Source organism: Pseudomonas sp. BP8 (assembly GCF_017875955.1).
Taxonomy (GTDB): domain Bacteria; phylum Pseudomonadota; class Gammaproteobacteria; order Pseudomonadales; family Pseudomonadaceae; genus Aquipseudomonas.
This window is the reverse complement of sequence record NZ_JAGINK010000001.1, coordinates 1,086,379-1,105,056: the sequence shown is the minus strand read 5'-3', so window position 1 is coordinate 1,105,056 and position 18,678 is coordinate 1,086,379. Positions and strand designations below refer to the sequence as shown.

Below are 18,678 nucleotides of genomic sequence, written 5' to 3'. Positions count from 1 at the left end.
GGCCTCGTCATTTCAGGTTCTGGCGCAACAGCATGCTGCCGCCGCGCTGGGTAAATTCAAGTTGTTTCAGGGCACTCATGCCCAACAGAACGGTTTCGCCGTCCAGGCCCGGGACCACCAGCGCGCGCACGTCGCGCAGGCGGATATCGCCCAGCTGCACGCTGTCCAGGCGCGTGCGGTAGCCCTCGGTGCGACCATTGGCGGTACTCAGCATCACCGGCGCACCGCGCTTGAGCTGCATGCTCCTGGCCAGTGACTCAGGGATCGCCACATCAGTGGCACCGGTGTCGAGCATGAAGTGCACCGCCTGGCCATTGATCGCGCCGTCGGCGACAAAATGGCCGTTGCCGTTGCTCAACAGGCGCACTTCGATGAAGCCCTCACCCTGCGTGGACTGCGGTTGGGCATTGGGGTTTTGCTGGTGCTCTTCCCATTGGCCGAAAAAGCGCGTGGCGAGAAACATCGCCGCCGCCCAGGCGACGATCATCAGTACCCTGCCCGCCCGCTTGCCGGCCGTCTGGCTCATGACTTGGCGCTCCAGCCACCTTGCGGCGCAGCGAAGCGCCAGACCACCGGTCTCGATTCGCCATCGGCGCGGTCGCCATTGTTGTTGTCCAGGCCGATCCAGGCGCCTTTGCCATCGATCACCAGCGCTTCGGCCAGGCCGAACGGTTGATCATAGCGGCGTGATGGCTGCAGGGCATCGTCGGCGAACGACCAGCAGCGCTCGACCTGACCATTGTCGGCGTCGCGGCGACAGATCCGGTAGGCGTTGCGCTCCAGGGTAAACAGCTTGCCGTCGAACCAGGCCAGGTCGGCAAAGTCGCGCGAGCGGGCCTGGGGATTGGGCATCTGGGCCGGCTGCATCTCGACCCCGGCCTCGCTCAGCAGCACGCAGCTGCGCCCGCAGGTCCAGACCGATTGCTGACGCTGTACAGCGACCAGGCCACGGCGCTCACGTTCGGCAGCCAACCACAGGCGGTCGCCGGCCGGATTGATCGCCACGCCCTCGAATAGCGCGTTGAAGTGCAGCAGCATGCCGCTGGCGCGGGCCTGGCGAATCATCACCGGATCAATCTTCAACCAGTCCGGCTCGCCTTCCAGCGGCACCTGCAGCACGGCCGCATGCGCCTCGCTGACCAGATAGAAGTTGCCGGCCTGATCGCAACTGATGCCCTCGAAATCCAGCTCACCACCGCGCACATACGACACGGCCCAGTTGCGCGACTTCAAGCCCCAGGGCAAGCCCGTGTCAGGCACCGGTGGCGGCGTGAAGGTGAGTGCCTGGGCACGCCAGACACCTTGCTGCTGGTCGAGTCGATAGAGGCGATCGTCGTCTCGGTCGGAAACGCCCCACAGAGCACCCCGGCACCAAGCCAGGCCGGACAGATTGCCGCCGCGCATGCCGTTAATTGGATGCTCGCCAGTCAGTTTCAGCTCTGGCCAGTTACCCGCAAGGCTCGGCGCCGCAAGCAGCGCCAGCACCGCTGTCAGAAACAGACGGATCAAACCATGACCTCAGCCAGGTTGCCTTTGGTCTCCAGCCAGCTCTTGCGGTCACCGGCGCGCTTCTTCGCCAGCAGCTTGTCCATCAGCTCGCAGGTCGCCTCGACGTCGTCCAGGGTCAGCTGGACCAGACGCCGGGTGTTCGGGTCCATGGTGGTCTCGCGCAACTGCGGTGGGTTCATTTCGCCCAGGCCCTTGAAGCGGGTGACCTGCGGCTTGCCGCGTTTCTTCTCGGCCACCAGCCGGTCAAGAATGCCGTCCCGCTCAGGCTCGTCGAGGGCGTAGTAGATTTCCTTGCCCAGGTCGATGCGGTACAGCGGCGGCATGGCCACATAGACATGCCCGGCCTCGACCAGGCTGCGGAAGTGCTGAACGAACAGCGCGCACAGCAGGGTGGCGATGTGCAGGCCGTCGGAGTCGGCGTCGGCGAGGATGCAGATCTTGCCGTAACGCAGTTGCGACAGGTCGGTGGCACCCGGGTCGACGCCGATGGCGACGGCGATGTTGTGCACTTCCTGGCTGGCGAGCACTTCGCCACCATCGACTTCCCAGGTGTTGAGGATCTTGCCGCGCAGCGGCAGGATGGCCTGAAACTCCTTGTCGCGCGCCTGCTTGGCCGAACCGCCGGCAGAATCGCCCTCGACCAGGAACAGCTCGGAGCGCATCGGGTCTTGCCCAGCGCAATCTGCCAGCTTGCCAGGCAGCGCCGGGCCTTGGGTAATGCGCTTGCGCTCGACCTTCTTGCTCGCCTTGAGGCGCCGGCCAGCGTTGCTGATGGCCAGTTCGGCCAGTTGCATGCCCAGCTCCGGGTGGCCGTTGAGCCACAGGCTGAAGGCATCCTTGACCACTCCGGAGACGAACGCCGCCGCTTCACGGGACGACAGCCGCTCTTTGGTCTGCCCGGAGAACTGCGGCTCCTGCATCTTCATCGACAGGACGAAGCTGATCCGCTCCCAGATGTCTTCCGGCGCCAGCTTGACCCCGCGCGGCAACAGGTTGCGGAACTCGCAGAACTCGCGCATGGCGTCGAGCAGGCCCTGGCGCAAGCCGTTGACATGGGTGCCGCCCTGAGCGGTGGGGATCAGGTTGACGTAGCTTTCCTGGACACTGTCGCCGCCCTCGGGCAACCACAACAGGGCCCAGTCGACGGCTTCCTTGTTACCGGCCAGGCTGCCGCAGAACGGCTCGTCGGGCAGGCGCGGGAACTCACTGACCGAGTCGACCAGGTACGAGCGCAGGCCATCTTCATAGTGCCACTCGACTTTTTCGCCGCTGGCCTTGTCTTCGAAGCTGATCGACAGCCCCGGGCAGAGCACGGCCTTGGCCTTGAGCACATGCTTGAGGCGGCTGATGGAAAACTTCGGCGAATCGAAATACTTCGGGTCCGGGCTGAAATACACGCTGGTGCCGGTATTGCGCTTGCCCACGGTACCCACCACTTCCAGCTCGGTGGCCTTGTAGCCGTCGGCGAAAGTCATCTGGTACTCGTTGCCGTCGCGCTTGACCCGCACCCGCACCTGGGTCGACAGGGCGTTGACCACCGAGATGCCGACGCCGTGCAGGCCGCCGGAGAACTGGTAGTTCTTGTTGGAGAACTTGCCACCGGCGTGCAGCTTGGTGAGGATCAGTTCGACGCCGCTGACGCCTTCTTCCGGATGGATGTCGACTGGCATGCCGCGGCCGTCGTCGCTGACTTCCAGCGAGTGATCGGCGTGCAGGATGACCTGCACCGAGCGGGCGTGCCCGGCCAGGGCTTCGTCGACACTGTTGTCGATGACTTCCTGGGCAAGGTGGTTCGGCCGGCTGGTGTCGGTGTACATGCCCGGCCGCTTGCGGACCGGGTCGAGGCCGGAGAGGACTTCGATGGCGTCTGCGTTATAGGCGCTAGCGCTGGGATTGGCCATGGGTTCTCGTCGTCAGTCTGGTGAATGCGAAAAAATCAAAATACAGAAAAATCGAGCGCCGCATATTGCCCGCGGGCAATTCCGGCAAAGGCCAGCAACGCCGGCAGGCGCTCGCTGAAACCTTGGAAACTGTGGTCGCCACCGGCCTCGATGCGCAGCGCGCAGGCGCGGTAGTACTGCGCGGCCTGGCGATAGTCCAGGGTTTCGTCAGCCGTCTGCAACCACACCTGATAGCGGCTGGCATCGGTCGGCGCGGGCATCTCCAGCTCGGCCAGGGCCTGCACGTGGTCCAGGGTCAGTTCCCAGGGCTCATCGGTGTACAGGTTGCGCTGGGTACCGAGATACCCGTCGAACAGCCGGTGCGGCGCGACCGCCGGGTTGATCAGCAGGGCCTTGAGGCCATGCCGCTCTGCCAGGTGAGTGGCATAGTAGCCGCCGAGTGAACTGCCGACCAGCAAGGGCGCACCGAGCTCGGCGATGGCCGCTTCGAGCTGGGCGACGGCCTGGCGCGGGTGGTGGTGCAAGGCGGGCACACGCAACTGGCCGGACAGGCCAAGCTGCTGCATCACGGCCTCGAGCTGACGCGCCTTGGTCGACAACGGCGAGCTGTTGAAGCCATGGATATAAAGGATGGAACCCGACATGCTGCCCCCGGAGTCTGCTGCGGCGCGCCCGCCTGTTGGGGCGCAGGGACGCGCAGTGTATCGCGTTCGCCAGGCCTTGGCGCAGGTTGGGATGTGTTGCAATACATTCCTGCGATCACCCAGCCCTTGTAGGCGCGGGCTTGTCCCGGGAAGAGGTCAGCCCAGGCAACCGCTGTGGATGGCAAGGGCTTCGCCCTTGTTCGCGGGGCAAGCCCGCTCCTACAGAGCACGCGCGGGGGACTTCAATACCCGGCGCTGTTGAAATCCAGCTTCACCACGAAATCCCGTGCCCGCTCGACACCAGTCTCTACCCGACCATCGGCATGCAACCGCAGCCAGCGATACCCCGGCTGCTCCTCGCTGACCTTGAAGTCCTCGCTACGCGGCGCGAACTGGATACAGGTCGACGGCGTGGCCAAAAAGCGCACCCCGGCGCGCAGCTCGTCCCACTCCTGGTGAACATGCCCCCACAGCACCGCCCGCACCTGCTCATGGCGCTGCACACGCTCCAGCAATGCCTCTGCATTACGCAGGCCGATCGGCGCGATCCAGGCGCAGCCGATGTCCACCGGCTGGTGATGGAAGCACACCAGGCAATAGCGCTGCCCGGCGCCGGCCAGGGCCTCATCGAGAATCGCCAGCTGCTCTGGCGCCAGCAGGCCATGGGTAGCACCGAGCACCGCCGAATCAAGCATGATGATCCGCCAGCCGCCGATATCGGTCACCGCCTGGAGCAGATCACTGCCCTGCGCGACCTGTGCCATCACCTGCGCCTCATCATGATTGCCCGGCAGCCAGCGCGTCGGCACGGCAAACGGCGCGGTCACATCACGAAACGCCTGATATCCCGCCACACTGCCGTCCTGGGTCAGGTCACCGGTGCACAGCAACAGATCGATCTGCGGCTGCTCACGGCGCACCTGGGCAATCACATGGCACAGGCTGTCACGGGTATTGAGGCCCAACAGGGTGCCCGCCGGGTCGGCGAACAGGTGGGCGTCGGTCAGTTGCACCACATGGATGGGCGCGGGGGCATGGTTGGGCTGCGGCAACGGCCGTCTCCTCAAGCGGATTCACGGCAATTATGGCCGCTGGCGGGTTTCGAGCAAACACTCGAAACCGATCCAGCTCACATTTTCAGCGTACCGCGACCAACTCATGGCCGCAGGCCAGGCAGTGACTCAGCCATTCTCCGAGAAACAGGTTGAGCTGAGCCTTCTCGTCCGGCTGATGCATGGCTTCATTCGGGTACGGATAGATACTGCGAAAACGCCGCGCATGCTCGGCGCTGACCACTTCGGCCATGCGCGCATCGTGATACACCTGGACTTCCAGCTGCGGCACCGGCAACCACGGCAGGCTGTGCTCCTGGCGCACGCGCAAGGTGGTGGTGTAGGGGCAGGTAAGTACCACGTCGAGCACCAGCACGCCGAGCATCTGGTCACCCTGGGTCATACCGATACGCCGCGAACTCTGGGTGCTGCGCATGTCCGGCAGCAAGCGCATCAGGCGGGCATAGTTGGCCTCGCAGGCTGACTGCAGCCCGACCAGATCGACCCGGTAACGCTCGCGCAACAGGTTCACTTCCACATACCTCGTACTTCGTCTCGGTTCAGCGCCAGCCACTGCAGGCCGATGATCGTCGCGGCATTGCAGATTCGGCCGTCGCGTACTGCTTGCAGGGCGTCCTCGAACGACCAGACCCGCACGCGGATATCCTCACCCTCTTCTTCCAGACCATGCAGGCCGCCGGCGCCTTCGCTGACACAGCGGCCAAGAAACAGGTGGACGAATTCATCGCTGCCGCCCGGCGACGGGAAGTAGCGGGTCATCGGCCACAGGGCGGTAAAGCTCAGCCCGGCTTCTTCCTCTGCCTCGCGGTGGGCAACCTGTTCAGGCTGCTCGTCCTTGTCGATCAGGCCAGCGACCATTTCAATCAGCCAAGGGTTATCCACCTTGTCCATGGCGCCCACGCGAAACTGCTCGATCAACACCACTTCATCGCGTTGCGGGTCATACGGCAGGACACACACCGCGTCATGGCGCACAAACACCTCGCGGCTGATTTCGCGGCCCAAGCCACCGGCAAACAGCTCATGGCGCAGGTACACCTTGTCGAGCTTGTAAAAGCCTTGGAAGCAGGTGTCGCGCTTGACGATCTCGACCGCTCTTGGCACTGAATTTGACGTGTCTGTCATGGAAATCCTCATTACCTCTAAAGCTGCATCGCGCCATCCTACTCTGCGTGTGGCCCGGTTTCACCCCTTTCCAGCGACCGTTCGTGCAACCGGGACAGGCCGCGATCTCTCTGATAGCTTAGTGGCGAACCGAAGGCTTTGCCGACGGTCCAAGGCCGACTATTCCTGTTCTGCAAGGATCATCATGACGCTTGTCAAACTGACTTCCGTGGCTGTGCTGGCAGTGGCCCTGAGCGCCTGCCAGAGCCTGTTCACGCCCAACTATCGGGCACCGCTCGAGGTCAAGCGCGATGCCTGGGAGCACGTCAAGCCGGGCTGCAGCGAAAGCGACTGCCCGCTGGTGAACATCGACACCATTCACTTCCCTGACCTGCCCAAGCTCGACGCCATCGTCGAAAGCCGCCTGCTGCAACTGACCGAAGACAACCAGCGCAGCACCGCGCCTACTACGCTCAAGGATTACGAAACGCAGTACCTGGCCAGCGCCGACAAGCGCAACAGCAGCTACCTGCAAGCCAAGGTACGCGAGCAGCATGACGGGCTGGTGATCGTCGAGCTGTCCAGTTACCTCGACAGCGGTGGCGCCCACGGCATGCCCGGCCGCGGCTTCATCAACTATTCGCGCAAGCTGGACAAGGTCCTGACCCTGCAGGACATGCTGGTGCCCGGCCAGGAAGAGACGTTCTGGAAGACCGTCGAAGAGTCGCACCGTGCCTGGATGATCAGCACCGGCATGGACAAGGATGCCGAGTTCGTCAAGACCTGGCCATTCAAGAAGTCCCCGCACATCGCCCTGACCTACGGTGCGGTCGTGGTGAAGTACGAGGTCTATGCCATTGCGCCCTACTCCATGGGCCACATCGAACTGAAGATTCCTTACCCGCGCCTGAACGGCGTGCTCAAGCCTGAGCTGTTTCCCGGCCGCGGCTGACGCTCAGCAGCGCGTATAGCAGCCCTGCCAGGACGATCGCCGGCAGGGTAGCGCCGACCTCGGGGGCGTGGCTGGCCATCACATGGTAGGCCGCCGCTCCCACCGCCCAGGCCAGCAGCGCCTGCCAGTGCAGCCCTGCGACGTGCGTCGGCATCTGTCGACGGCGAATCACGAAGTGGTCAACCAGCACCACGCCGAACAGCGGTGCGAACACCGAACCGATCAACAGCAGAAAGTTCTCGTACTGGGCCAGCGGCGCCAGGTAGGCAATCAGCGTGCACAACACACCGATGGCCAGGGCCAGGTGTTCGACCTTGATCGGCACCAGCAAGCCAGTCGAGACCGCGCCGGAATGGATATCGGCAAAGGCATTTTCGGTTTCGTCGAGCAGGATCAGCAGCAGCGGGATGCCCAGGCCAGCACCGGCCAGCGCCAGCAGCAACGCATTGGCTTCACCGCTCGGGGCAAACGCCAGGGTGTAGGCCACGCCCAGGCTCATCAACCAGGCATTGCCGAGCAGATAGCCCAGGGCGGTGCCGGCAAACACGCGGCTGGCGCGTTGGGCGAAGCGTGAATAGTCGGCGATCAGCGGCAACCACGACAGCGGCATGGCAATGACGATGTCAAAGCCCACCGCCAGCGACATCGAACCGTCACCGGCACGCGCCCAGATCTGCCCCAGGTCAGCCTTGGCGAACAGGTTCCAGGTCAGCCACAGGCAGGCGCCGATCAGCAGCCAGATGCCCCATTTGCGCAGGATCTTGCGCACGAAGGTCAACGGCCCGCAGATCGCCAGCAGGGTTGCCAGCGCGCCAAAGCACAAGGTCCACAGCAATGGGCTGGTCCACACGCTTTCTGCGCCGAAAGCACGCGCGCCGAGCAGGCTGGCAGCGTCACGCATGACAATGATCTCGAACGAGCCCCAGCCGATCAGTTGCAGCAGGTTGAGCATTGCCGGCAAGCGCGCGCCGTGCCCGCCGAGGGTCAGACGCAATGTGCCCATGGCCGACAGGCCGGTGTCACTGCCGATCACCCCGGCGGCCGCCAGCAGCAGGACGCCGACTGCCGTGCCGAGAACGATCGCCAGTACAGCCCCCGCCAGACCCAGGCCTGGCGCGAGCATGGCGCCAACCTGCAGCACCATCAGGCCGGTGCCGAGCGAGAACCATAGAACGAACAGGTCGCGGGCGCCGAACGGGCGTTGGCTGGTGGGGATCGGGTGATCGGGTGAGAAATGGCTGGGGGTGGTCATGCTTGGGCTCGCCGGAATTATTGTCGGGGGTTACACAAGGCCGCTCCCGCAGGGATCCTGCGGGAGCGGCCTTGTGTCGCGAAAGGGCCGCACTGCGGCCCCGCGTTACATCAGACTTTCTGGTACAGCTGGCTGCCTTCCTGGCGGAACCGCTCGGCCTGCTCGCGCATGCCCTCGGCAACCGACACATCCACCGCTTCGATGCGCTGGTTGGCGGCGTACTCACGGACTTCCTGGGTGATTTTCATCGAGCAGAACTTCGGCCCGCACATCGAGCAGAAGTGGGCGACCTTGGCCGATTCCTTGGGCAGGGTCTCGTCGTGGAATGCACGCGCGGTGTCCGGGTCCAGACCGAGGTTGAACTGGTCCTGCCAGCGGAATTCGAAGCGCGCCTTGGACAGCGCATTGTCACGAATCTGCGCGCCGGGGTGGCCCTTGGCAAGGTCGGCGGCATGCGCGGCGATCTTGTAGGTGATGATGCCGGTCTTGACGTCGTCCTTGTTCGGCAAGCCCAGGTGTTCCTTGGGCGTCACGTAGCAGAGCATGGCGCAACCGAACCAGCCGATCATTGCCGCACCGATACCCGAGGTGATGTGGTCGTAGCCGGGGGCGATGTCGGTGGTCAGCGGGCCGAGGGTATAGAACGGCGCCTCGTCGCAGCACTCCAACTGCTTGTCCATGTTCTCCTTGATCAACTGCATCGGCACGTGGCCAGGGCCTTCGATCATGCACTGCACGTCGTGCTTCCAGGCGATCTTGGTCAGCTCGCCAAGGGTCTCCAGTTCACCGAACTGGGCAGCGTCGTTGGCGTCGGCGATCGACCCCGGACGCAGGCCATCGCCCAGCGAGAAGCTGACGTCGTAGGCCTTCATGATTTCGCAGATTTCGTCGAAATGGGTGTAGAGGAAGTTCTCTTTGTGGTGCGCCAGGCACCATTTGGCCATGATCGAGCCACCGCGGCTGACGATACCGGTGACGCGCTTGGCGGTCAGCGGCACATAGCGCAGGAGCACGCCGGCATGAATGGTGAAGTAGTCCACGCCCTGCTCGGCCTGTTCGATCAGGGTGTCGCGGAACAGCTCCCAGGTCAGGTCTTCGGCAACGCCGCCAACCTTTTCCAGGGCCTGGTAGATCGGCACGGTACCGATCGGCACCGGCGAGTTGCGGATGATCCACTCACGTGTTTCATGAATGTGCTTGCCGGTGGACAGGTCCATGACCGTGTCCGAACCCCAGCGAATACCCCAGGTCAGCTTGGCCACTTCTTCCTCGATCGAGGAGCCGAGGGCGCTGTTGCCAATGTTGCCGTTGATCTTCACCAGGAAGTTGCGGCCGATGATCATCGGCTCGAGTTCGGTGTGGTTGATGTTGGCCGGGATGATCGCGCGGCCGCGGGCAACCTCTTCGCGAACGAACTCGGGGGTGATCTCCTTGGGAATGCTCGCGCCAAAACTGTGGCCGGCATGCTGCTGGTCGAGCAGGCCAGCGGCGCGGGCTTCCTGCAGCTTCATGTTCTCGCGGATGGCGACGTATTCCATCTCGGCGGTAATGATGCCCTGGCGCGCGTAGTGCATCTGCGAGACGTTGGCGCCGGCCTTGGCCCGGCGCGGGTTGCGCACATGGGCAAAGCGCAGCTTGGTCAGCTCGGCGTCGCTCAGGCGCTGCTGGCCGAAGTTCGAGCTCAGGCCGGCGAGGCGCTCGGTGTCGCCGCGATCATCGATCCAGGCCGAGCGCACATCACCCAGGCCCTTGCGCACGTCGATGATGACCTCAGGGTCGGTGTACGGCCCCGAGGTGTCATAGACCAGCACCGGCGCGTTGATTTCGCCGCCGAAGTCAGTGGGGGTGTCGTCGAGGCTGATTTCGCGCATGGGTACGCGAATGTCGGGGCGCGAGCCTTCGACATAAATCTTGCGCGAACGGGTGAAGGGTTGCACGGACTGCTGATCGACTTGCGCCGATTCGCTGAGGTTGATCGCTTTTTCTTGTTTGGTCATCACAGGCTCCAGACGGCTTCCTAGCGGCGGAATGTCGGGGAGAACCTGAACGACGCGGACGCACCCCATGATGGGTGCAGTGCCGGATACCTGGAGTGCCATGAGCGTGGTGCGCTGCTCGACAAATCCCGGACCTGACACAAGAGACTCGCCGGGAAAGCGAGAAATCTTGTTCCCTACGCAGGCGCTAACCTGATCAGGTTCAACGGGATCCGCAACTTTGCGATCTCAGCCTTTGCTTCAAGGCACCCCGACAAGAACATGCGCAGTCTAGACTGGAGTGGCAGCCGAAGCCAAGGGTGCTGTAATCCAGATTGATGAAAGGCGCGAGCAATGGATTGTTGCCGGCCGCGCGCGGCACTACACTGGCCCATCGCTCGAAACTCAACAGTTCAGTAATTAAAACTCGTACAAGGATTGCCCTATGCTGCGCAAACTCTCACTGGCGATTGCCGTGTCTTGTGCGTCCAACGGAGTGGTATGGGCGGCAGATGTACCCATGACGGTGAAAACCGACCTGGTCAGCGTTTACCACGAGGCGGCCAGCAACAACGCCGACCTCGCCGCCGCCCGTGCCGACTACGGCGCCCGCCGTGAAGTGGTGCCGCAGGCGCGGGCCGGCTTGCTGCCGAACCTGTCGGCCGGGGCCGAGATGATGAACACCCGGACCAAGCTCGACGAACCGGCGATCACCTCCAACCGCAGCGGCAATTCGTGGAGCGCGACCCTCTCGCAGCCGATCTTCCGCGCCGACCGCTGGTTTCAGTTGCAGGCAGCAGAAGCGGTCAACGAGCAGGCCGCGCTGGAGCTGTCGGCCACTGAACAGAATCTGATCCTGCAAAGCGCTGAGAACTACTTTGCAGTGCTCCGTGCCCAGGACAATCTGGCCTCGACCAAGGCCGAGGAGTCGGCGTTCAAGCGCCAACTTGACCAGTCCAACGAGCGTTTCGATGTCGGTCTTTCCGACAAGACCGACGTGCTCCAGTCGCAGGCCAGCTACGACACGGCCCGGGCCAACCGGATCATTGCCGAGCGCCAGGTGCAGGATGCCTTCGAAGCCTTGGTCACCCTGACCAACCGCGAATATGGCGCGTTGCAGGGCGTGGTCCACAGCCTGCCGATCCAGGTGCCGTCACCCAACGACGCCAAGACCTGGGTCGAGACTGCCGCACGGCAGAACCTCAACCTGCAAGCGACCAACTACGCCGTCGACGCCGCCGAAGAGACCCTGCGCCAGCGCAAGGCCGGCCATGCGCCGACCGTTGATGCCGTCGCGCGTTACCAGAAGGGCGACAACGACAGCCTCGGCTTCACCAACCCGGCGCCTCAGGCTGGCATACGCTATGGCGGCGATGTTGAACAGACCAGCATTGGCCTGCAATTGAACATCCCGATCTACAGTGGCGGCCTGACCAGCTCGCAAGTGCGTGAGGCCTATCAGCGCCTGAGCCAGAGTGAACAACAGCGCGAGAGCCTGCGTCGCCAGGTGGTGGAAAACACCCGTAACCTGCACCGTGCGGTGAACACCGATGTCGAGCAGGTGCAGGCGCGCAAGCAGTCGATCATCTCTAACCAGAGCGCGCTGGAAGCGACCGAGATCGGCTATCAGGTCGGCACGCGCAACATCGTCGACGTGCTCGATGCACAGCGCCAGCTGTACACCTCGGTGCGCGACTACAACAACAGCCGCTATGACTACATCCTCGACAACCTGCGCCTGAAGCAGGCGGCCGGGACCCTGAGCCCACAAGACTTGCAGGACCTGGGGCGGTATCTGAAGGCCGACTACAACCCGGACAAGGACTTCCTGCCACCGGATCTGGCCGCCGCCGCCGCGAAGAATTTCGAACGCCGGCCCTGATCGCTTGGCGGTTCCGGCCGCTTCGCGGGGAAGCCCGCTCCAGGTTTGGCGTGAATCCCTGTAGGAGCGGGTTTACTTGCGAAGAGGCCGGCACCGGTAAGCCCAAAGAATCAAGCAGCGACGGCAATTGTCGATTGCGAGTGCATGTAAGGCACGTCATCGTATATCGATGCAAAGGCCGTTGACGGTTCGAATCCAGCCATCGCGTCGATGAGATTGGCAAGATTTGGTAGAGGTCGGCTGTATGGCTGGACCGACATGGTGCTAACCGGATCGACTAGGCTGGCATTCCCCGCAAAGGCCGGCATTTGAGGTACACCTGTGTCGCGAACGTTGGACTCCTGACTCGTGACAAGGGCTGGTTGCGCGAAGATAAAATCTTCGCGCGTCACCTGAGCCACCTCGAGTGAATCCAGGTACAGCAGTTGCACCGACTTGTCATGCCCAGCCAACTGGCTCGCCTTTACTGTAACGCCGTGAATCTGAGCGACCTCGTTTAACATTGCCCGGTACACCTTGCTGATCTCAAGCTCCTCGAAACGGCTGACTCCAAGCTGGCCAAGGTCAATCCTGTCAATGCCATGTCTGAAGCCACGCAGTACATTTTTGTAGTTATCGACCCCCTCCTGTCTGGCGACTACGAAGACACTGGCGGCGGTACCCTCGGCTGAATACACCTTGCCAGCGAGTGAAGCGACGAGTTGCCCCGTCTGGTCAGGGCCGAAGAGGAAGCCATCGCTGCCACCGCTCAACAGTACGGTTCCATCGGACGGCCCAGCCGGACCGCCGGAACCTTCAATATCGAAAAAGTCCGCTGGGGCAGAGAAGGTATCCTTGAAACGAAAGTGTTCAGGCCGCAAATCGGCCAATGCCCGATCAGCCACCTTCAGTACCTGTCCGTCTCCCAGCACAATCATCACCGCTGAGCCCTCTTGCCGCATCTGCAGGTCGCTGAACTGCTTGCCGCTGAAACCCACCAGATCAATGAACTCGCGATCGACTTCAAAGTTCTCCAGCACATCTACGCCAGCACTGCGCCGATGTATCACATACAGGTCCGCACCAGCTCCACCCACCAGTCGGTTACGGCCGCGCCCAGCGTCCAGCAGTGCCCGCTCTGGGCCAGCGATGAGCGTGTCGTCACCGTCACCACTGATCAGATTGTGTAACGAGCCCGGCGCGATTGTCAGTCCGGCGCCGGCAATGGTCGCCATGCCCGTGCCCAGATCCACAGCTACGGCCCCGCTGACAGCGGCAGCATTGAGGGTATTGCGTCCGCCCACAGTGCCACTCACCGCATCGTCAAGCAGCGCCCGTCCCGGACTCCCGGCTGCGACAAGCGCATACTCGTCGGTAAAGTGGTAGGTGTCATTCGAGGTAGTCGGACTGCCACTCAGGCGCACTGCCCATCGGTTCAGCGCCAGCGGCATTCCGTTATCGGCATTGCGGACCTCGAGCGACCACACTCCCTCCGAGCCTTCGCCACGATGACGAGTCGACATGAATCCGTACTTGAACTCGCCCGTGCGGGTATTGCCGAGATCATCGTCAGAAGACCCTGGCGCTTTACCTGCACGGTCCACCAGCACACTCCGTGTGCCGCTAGGGGATATCAGCGTAAGCGTAAGGTCGCCGAGGCGTGTGACAACGGCATGGATATCAATTTCCACGTGTTCCACTTGCACCCCTGCGCCCATGCTCAGCGATAGCGTCGCGACTTGACCTGCGGCCAGTTCTTGAGGCTTATTCTCGCTCTGTGCGAAAACCAATCCTTCATTAGCCTTGGTCGCCTGACCATGCCAGGACTCGGCAATGCGTACGGCTGCGCGGGCGTCAATCATGCCGAAACCATAATCGTGACTGACATGCATACTCCCGCCATTCCAACTACGAGCAGCGTTTTGCGACCAATCGGTCGAAGGGTCTTCGACCATGCGTGCCGACAGCGCAAGTATCTGCTGGACGTCACGGTAGGCAAGAGCCGGATTAGCCTGAAGCATCAACGCGACCACCCCGGATACAATCGGCGCGGCGAAGCTGGTGCCTTGGGTCGTGCTGTAGGCACTGCCGACAGCCGCGCCACGTTCTGCCTCGAGGGCAAGGCTGCTTGACAGAACGTGGCTACCAGGCGCCGACACAAGTAAGCTGGCGCCTGGGTTGGAGAATGGCGAGGCCGCAACCTGCAAGACCGATAAGTCCGGCTTGGCATTGATAGCACCAACCTCGATCGCGTATCGGCTATTGTTGATCAGCGAACCCTGTGCACTGCCGCCCTTGTCGCGCTGGTTGCCTCCGGCAGCGACAATGATCGTCCCCAGCCCGCCACGACCATTGGTAGCCGCCAGGCGCGCGGTCGAGGCCAGGGCGAGCGCAGTGCTAATGGAACCGTCCTGAACGTTGCCCAATGCGAAGTCGTTGGAGAATCCCCAACTATTGTTGGCAATGTCATAGCCGACCATCTGTCCTAGGCTTGTCAGATCGTCGCCTTTGTTGGCCAGGTAATGACCGCCAATGGTTGAGTCGTAAGCGATGCCAATTCCACCCTGGCCATTTCGGGCGCCAACCATGACGCCTGCAACCTGAGTTGCATGATTTGATGCCAGCGCAGGCAAGGTGCGGTTATTGCGCTGAGTTTGTAGCCATACGGAGTCGATATTCTCTTGCAGATCTGGATGCTGGATATCAAGGATTTCCGGTGCAACGGCGAACTCGCCTCCGGGTTCGAACTGGCCAATCCTTATACCTTTGCCGGTGTAGTCCGCCCAGATCGGCTGGACGTCGATTTCACCCAGATACCACTGGCGTGGCACCAGAGGATCCGAAGGAGATTGCTCGTTGCGTAGGGTTACCAACGCTCGCAATGGTGCGGATGCGCCACTGACCACATCCTGAATCAACAACGAAGGATTTCCACTGCCGTCCACCACGTCATAGCGAAAACTGATATTTCCCACGTGTCCGTGCAAAGGTGCTACTCGCACGTTGCCTTGTTCGTCGAGATGAACAATCGCGCCCCTCGCCTGGGTGACCGTAGCGATACGCAGTGCACCAGCACTCGCTAGCAGCTGATCATTTTCCAACAGCACCGCAGCGGGTATCGTAAAATCCGCTTCGCCTACGGTGAACGAGGCCATCTGTTCCATACCCAGTGTATCGCTGATCGGCATGGCGGCCGGGGCCAACAGGTCTATAGACGCAATGTCAGCGAAACCCAAATTCTGGATGTTGCTGAGAGTGAGGCGGCCATCCCGTTTTGGCACCGTGTCCGAAATCTGGAACCCGGACGCCGTGCGAGTGATGAGGTATTCATCGTGGGTACCGTGGAGCTTGACCAGGTCGACCCCTTCACCACCATTGATCGTGGCGTCGCCTCGCCCGGCTTCAATCACATCATCGGCAGCACTACCGGTGATCAAGTCCGCGCCCCCGCCGGCATAAATGATACTGCCTCCTGCCGAAGCTTGGATGCGATCACCTTTGGGGCCTGCGTAAATCACAGACTTGCCGGTACCGCCGATGATGTTATTGCGGCCAACGCCACCGACCAGCACATCGTTACCACCACCACCGATCAGCAGGCTGTCACCCGAACCGCCCTTGATGAACACACCGCGCTGGCCACCGCTAGCAATAATGTCTCTACCCCTGCCGCCCTGCACAACGCTCAGTCCGGCCTTTGCCATGTTCAGCCCAACGCCCTGCTCGCCTACAATCAATGCTGTATCACGCCCGCCATTGCCTCGGATGTTCGCCTGATCATCGCTGGCACTGACCACAAAGACGTCGTCGCCAATCCCTCCAACGTAGGTGTTGCTGCCACCGCCACCAATGAGCCAACTACCGGCGGGAGCAGCCGTCAGGACATCATCGCCTACCGCACCGTACACGGTATCCACCCCGAGCAAGGAGGCATCCAGAGCAGTGCCCGCGCGGTTCTGGCTTATATAAGCGCGACGAGACGTCGGTCCGCTCGCCGAAGTCAGCAAAGTGCCACCCTCTAGAGGCTCGAGCTGATTGCTGACGGTATCGGCGAGAAACTTGACCGCCAGTATTTCCCGATCCGCCCCATTGAGTGTAAATGCCCCGCGGGAGATTACCTGGTTACCTTGACGCACTTCTCCCACCGGCTCGATCTGGCCATGCCTGATCTGTGTAATGCCGTGTTCTTGTAGTGCCTTGAGCTCACCGGCATCCGCGCGTCCGTCATGATTGCCATCGACCCATACTTTCAACTGCGACCAGATGGGGTCTTCGAAATTGATTGCGCCATCGCTATTGGCATCCACACTCGCTAGCGCGGCGAAGCCATCCTTGAATGGCGTCTCGCCCGCGTTTGCGTCACTACCGGCCTTGCCACCGTAGTACTCGGAAAACAGCTGGCTGATGTTGCTGACCAGCCCTGTGCCATCGTCGTGCACCAGCATGCCGGTCTTCCTGTCAGCCCAGCCCGTGCGGCGCAATGAACCGCTGTTATCTACATCAAACAGCACACCTTCTTCGATTCCCGTCAGACCGACCCCCTCACCGCTCAGATCGAGTAGCAGCGGGTCGACGAAGGTATTTACCGTGGTCATCGCCGCGAGCCCGTTGAGCACCACCGCATTGCGCAAGCTGAAATCGGGCTCCTCGCTGCCATCACGGTAAAATTGGGCCAAATGCTGGTTGGGGCGCACGTTCGGGTCAAGTTGTAGTTCCCCGGGACGAATGCCGCCTGTGGTTAGGCTGCCTATCTGAGCGGAAGTGAAGTCCGTGTTATCGAGGGTTTTGTCAGTGAAGGCGATACTGTGGGTGAGGTTCCGGTCGACGAAACCATTGGAGACATTGTTGCGGAAGTCGTCTTCACCCATCAGGTAGCGGCTGGATCCGGTCGCGGGCGTGATGTCTATCTTCAACGATGAGCTCGGAGGCTCACTTCCTTCCGAATCAATAAAATCGGAGATTACGCTTGCGATGCCTTTTCCTGTTGACTCGGCCAGGGAAAATATGAAAGACGCAACACCTTCTGGCGAATCTATGCGCGCTTTCCAATATCTCGCAACGGGACGTAGGTGCTCCGGAGCCAAGGCCGTGGAGTTAGACACACTGCTATCAGTTTGAATGGACAACCAAAGCTCGCTTGCTGGACTTCCGGCTGCTCGAAGTACTGTTTGCCAATACGCTTCACGCGATTCAGGCGCGATCAGTTCGAATACAGAATTAAGCGTCCACGCGTCTTTCGATCGCCCCAACCTCTCAAACACCTTACTATGAAAGTCCCAAACCTCCTTGTGACTGAGTTCAGTACTGAGCTTCCCATTACTGGCCTTAGCCTCCAATAAATCAAGGTAGGCCTTAGCCATGTTAAGCCGCACCTGTTCAACATCGACCTGCTGCATAGGGCGCCCAGCATCTTCTTCAGTCCTTTTCATGAACCCTATTGCAGCCAGGCCAGCTATCGAGTTGCCTTTAGCGACACCATTGGCGAGTAGTGCATAACGATCTCCCTTCCCTGCAAGGTAGTCGTACATTGCCGCGGCACCTTCCGACTCAAAGGTCCTGCGCGCTCTATTAACATCTTCCACAACCAAACCAGACATAGGTCACCTCATTTCCTACTTTCCACCAAAAAGTCTTTTAATGACTGCATAATCAACGACCATGAACCCAGCTTATCGGGGCGCATAATCACCTCCACTAGCACATCACCAAAGACGACATAGCTCATATGGCATGAATAGTAATTAGGCTCGCGCGGGCGCCAATCGCAGAAACCTACCGAAGTGACTTCTTCAAGACTATCACCCCAATAAATGAGCTTTTTATTATCCTCAAACACACGATCATGCATCTCAACCCGATACAGCTTTGCAACTTCATCATATGCCGTATTAGCAAGCACCTCCTGAACCGGCTTACCTAGCAGCCAATCCAGCGTATTACGTAAGTCTCCCTCTCTAGCAACAATTGGAGACATCGAAACTAATAACCCCTCGTGCTCAAGCCCCTGACGAAACACCCAACTATCATCAGCAGGAGACAGAGCAGGCCAACTCATCGATAAAAAAATAGATGAGAAATTAGCTTTACACCCCTTCTTATTGCTACCGAAGTCAGGGTCAAATGAACTTTTCCCTTCGTACTCTGGCCAGAAAGGAAAATATAAGCGGGGAAATTGGTATACGACTCCCGACATTCTCCCACACACTATCGGATCAACTTCAGCTTTCTCCCGAGGCACCCAAGGCTCTCCGTGCCAAATACCAAGAGCAATGACAACGCCATAAATAGATAGCAGAACAAAGCTAAAAATCCTCAACACACCCCATGACACCGCATAGAGGCGACAGACAATTCTTTTAATAAACATATTTCGTACCCTCTCGCTTGCTCGCGCACGCCTGAGTTA

The 18,678-nt window shown here is 61.1% G+C and carries 13 protein-coding genes and 1 riboswitch; of the genes, 2 read left to right on the top strand and 11 right to left on the bottom strand.

All coding sequences use genetic code 11. The annotated features are described in order from the left end of the window. Nucleotides 1-7 precede the first annotated feature (7 nt). The 7 genes from J3B00_RS04810 to J3B00_RS04780 all read right to left on the bottom strand — a co-directional run bounded on the left by J3B00_RS04810 (nt 8) and on the right by J3B00_RS04780 (nt 6,252). On the bottom strand, nt 8-526 hold the full coding sequence (locus J3B00_RS04810; RefSeq protein ID WP_209864760.1) for a TIGR02281 family clan AA aspartic protease: 519 nt from the start codon (nt 524-526) through the stop codon (nt 8-10). Continuing rightward, a complete protein-coding gene (locus J3B00_RS04805; protein ID WP_209864757.1) occupies nt 523-1,509 on the bottom strand; it encodes an esterase-like activity of phytase family protein in 987 nt (328 codons plus the stop codon). The genes J3B00_RS04810 and J3B00_RS04805 overlap by 4 nt, the downstream gene beginning before the upstream one ends. Further along, nucleotides 1,506-3,410 carry a DNA topoisomerase IV subunit B gene (gene parE / locus J3B00_RS04800; RefSeq protein WP_209864754.1) on the bottom strand — a complete coding sequence of 635 codons (1,905 nt, stop codon included), beginning with the start codon at nt 3,408-3,410 and terminating at the stop codon, nt 1,506-1,508. Before parE ends, J3B00_RS04805 begins: the two co-directional genes overlap by 4 nt. Before the next feature lie 35 nt (nt 3,411-3,445). Beyond that, complete coding sequence (locus J3B00_RS04795) at nt 3,446-4,054, bottom strand: YqiA/YcfP family alpha/beta fold hydrolase (RefSeq protein WP_209864751.1); 609 nt, start codon at nt 4,052-4,054, stop codon at nt 3,446-3,448. 242 nt (nt 4,055-4,296) lie between these two features. Then, nucleotides 4,297-5,106, bottom strand: coding sequence for a 3',5'-cyclic-AMP phosphodiesterase (cpdA, locus tag J3B00_RS04790; RefSeq protein WP_209864746.1), 810 nt, complete (start codon nt 5,104-5,106; stop codon nt 4,297-4,299). Between the two features lie 85 nt (nt 5,107-5,191). Then, nucleotides 5,192-5,644 (bottom strand): DUF1249 domain-containing protein, encoded by a 453-nt coding sequence (locus J3B00_RS04785; RefSeq protein WP_209864743.1) that lies wholly within the window; start codon nt 5,642-5,644, stop codon nt 5,192-5,194. Continuing rightward, nucleotides 5,635-6,252, bottom strand: a complete 618-nt coding sequence (locus J3B00_RS04780; protein ID WP_209864740.1) for an NUDIX domain-containing protein — start codon at nt 6,250-6,252, stop codon at nt 5,635-5,637. The genes J3B00_RS04785 and J3B00_RS04780 overlap by 10 nt, the downstream gene beginning before the upstream one ends. A 184-nt stretch (nt 6,253-6,436) precedes the next feature. Between J3B00_RS04780 and J3B00_RS04775 the strand changes: the two genes are divergently transcribed. Then, nucleotides 6,437-7,183 (top strand): RsiV family protein, encoded by a 747-nt coding sequence (locus tag J3B00_RS04775; protein WP_209864737.1) that lies wholly within the window; start codon nt 6,437-6,439, stop codon nt 7,181-7,183. Here J3B00_RS04775 and cytX read toward each other — a convergent pair. Next, on the bottom strand, nt 7,152-8,435 hold the full coding sequence (gene cytX / locus J3B00_RS04770; protein WP_209864734.1) for a putative hydroxymethylpyrimidine transporter CytX: 1,284 nt from the start codon (nt 8,433-8,435) through the stop codon (nt 7,152-7,154). The genes J3B00_RS04775 and cytX overlap by 32 nt on opposite strands. Nucleotides 8,436-8,545: 110 nt before the next feature. After that, nucleotides 8,546-10,432 (bottom strand): phosphomethylpyrimidine synthase ThiC, encoded by a 1,887-nt coding sequence (gene thiC, locus J3B00_RS04765; protein ID WP_209864731.1) that lies wholly within the window; start codon nt 10,430-10,432, stop codon nt 8,546-8,548. Nucleotides 10,433-10,588: 156 nt separating this feature from the next. Beyond that, nucleotides 10,589-10,695, bottom strand: a riboswitch (TPP riboswitch). A 161-nt stretch (nt 10,696-10,856) separates the two neighbouring features. On the opposite strand from thiC, the gene J3B00_RS04760 reads away from it, so the two are divergent. After that, nucleotides 10,857-12,293 carry a TolC family outer membrane protein gene (locus J3B00_RS04760; RefSeq protein ID WP_209864728.1) on the top strand — a complete coding sequence of 479 codons (1,437 nt, stop codon included), beginning with the start codon at nt 10,857-10,859 and terminating at the stop codon, nt 12,291-12,293. 110 nt (nt 12,294-12,403) lie between these two features. Here J3B00_RS04760 and J3B00_RS04755 read toward each other — a convergent pair whose 3' ends face one another. Together J3B00_RS04755 and J3B00_RS04750 are read right to left on the bottom strand one after the other, a co-directional pair. Continuing rightward, nucleotides 12,404-17,869, bottom strand: a complete 5,466-nt coding sequence (locus J3B00_RS04755) for a S8 family serine peptidase (RefSeq protein ID WP_209864724.1) — start codon at nt 17,867-17,869, stop codon at nt 12,404-12,406. Nucleotides 17,870-17,877: 8 nt separating this feature from the next. Further along, nucleotides 17,878-18,639 (bottom strand): hypothetical protein, encoded by a 762-nt coding sequence (locus tag J3B00_RS04750; RefSeq protein ID WP_209864721.1) that lies wholly within the window; start codon nt 18,637-18,639, stop codon nt 17,878-17,880. Between the last annotated feature and the right edge of the window lie 39 nt (nt 18,640-18,678).

What these genes read in the sequence shown, in the direction of transcription:
- J3B00_RS04810 (WP_209864760.1), bottom strand. Translation starts at nt 526, where the DNA reads ATGAGCCAGACGGCCGGCAAGCGGGCGGGCAGGGTACTGATGATCGTC.
- parE (WP_209864754.1), bottom strand. Translation starts at nt 3,410, where the DNA reads ATGGCCAATCCCAGCGCTAGCGCCTATAACGCAGACGCCATCGAAGTC.
- J3B00_RS04795 (WP_209864751.1), bottom strand. Translation starts at nt 4,054, where the DNA reads ATGTCGGGTTCCATCCTTTATATCCATGGCTTCAACAGCTCGCCGTTG.
- J3B00_RS04780 (WP_209864740.1), bottom strand. Translation starts at nt 6,252, where the DNA reads ATGACAGACACGTCAAATTCAGTGCCAAGAGCGGTCGAGATCGTCAAG.
- J3B00_RS04775 (WP_209864737.1), top strand. Translation starts at nt 6,437, where the DNA reads ATGACGCTTGTCAAACTGACTTCCGTGGCTGTGCTGGCAGTGGCCCTG.
- cytX (WP_209864734.1), bottom strand. Translation starts at nt 8,435, where the DNA reads ATGACCACCCCCAGCCATTTCTCACCCGATCACCCGATCCCCACCAGC.
- thiC (WP_209864731.1), bottom strand. Translation starts at nt 10,432, where the DNA reads ATGACCAAACAAGAAAAAGCGATCAACCTCAGCGAATCGGCGCAAGTC.
- J3B00_RS04760 (WP_209864728.1), top strand. Translation starts at nt 10,857, where the DNA reads ATGCTGCGCAAACTCTCACTGGCGATTGCCGTGTCTTGTGCGTCCAAC.
- J3B00_RS04755 (WP_209864724.1), bottom strand. Translation starts at nt 17,869, where the DNA reads ATGTCTGGTTTGGTTGTGGAAGATGTTAATAGAGCGCGCAGGACCTTT.
- J3B00_RS04750 (WP_209864721.1), bottom strand. Translation starts at nt 18,639, where the DNA reads ATGTTTATTAAAAGAATTGTCTGTCGCCTCTATGCGGTGTCATGGGGT.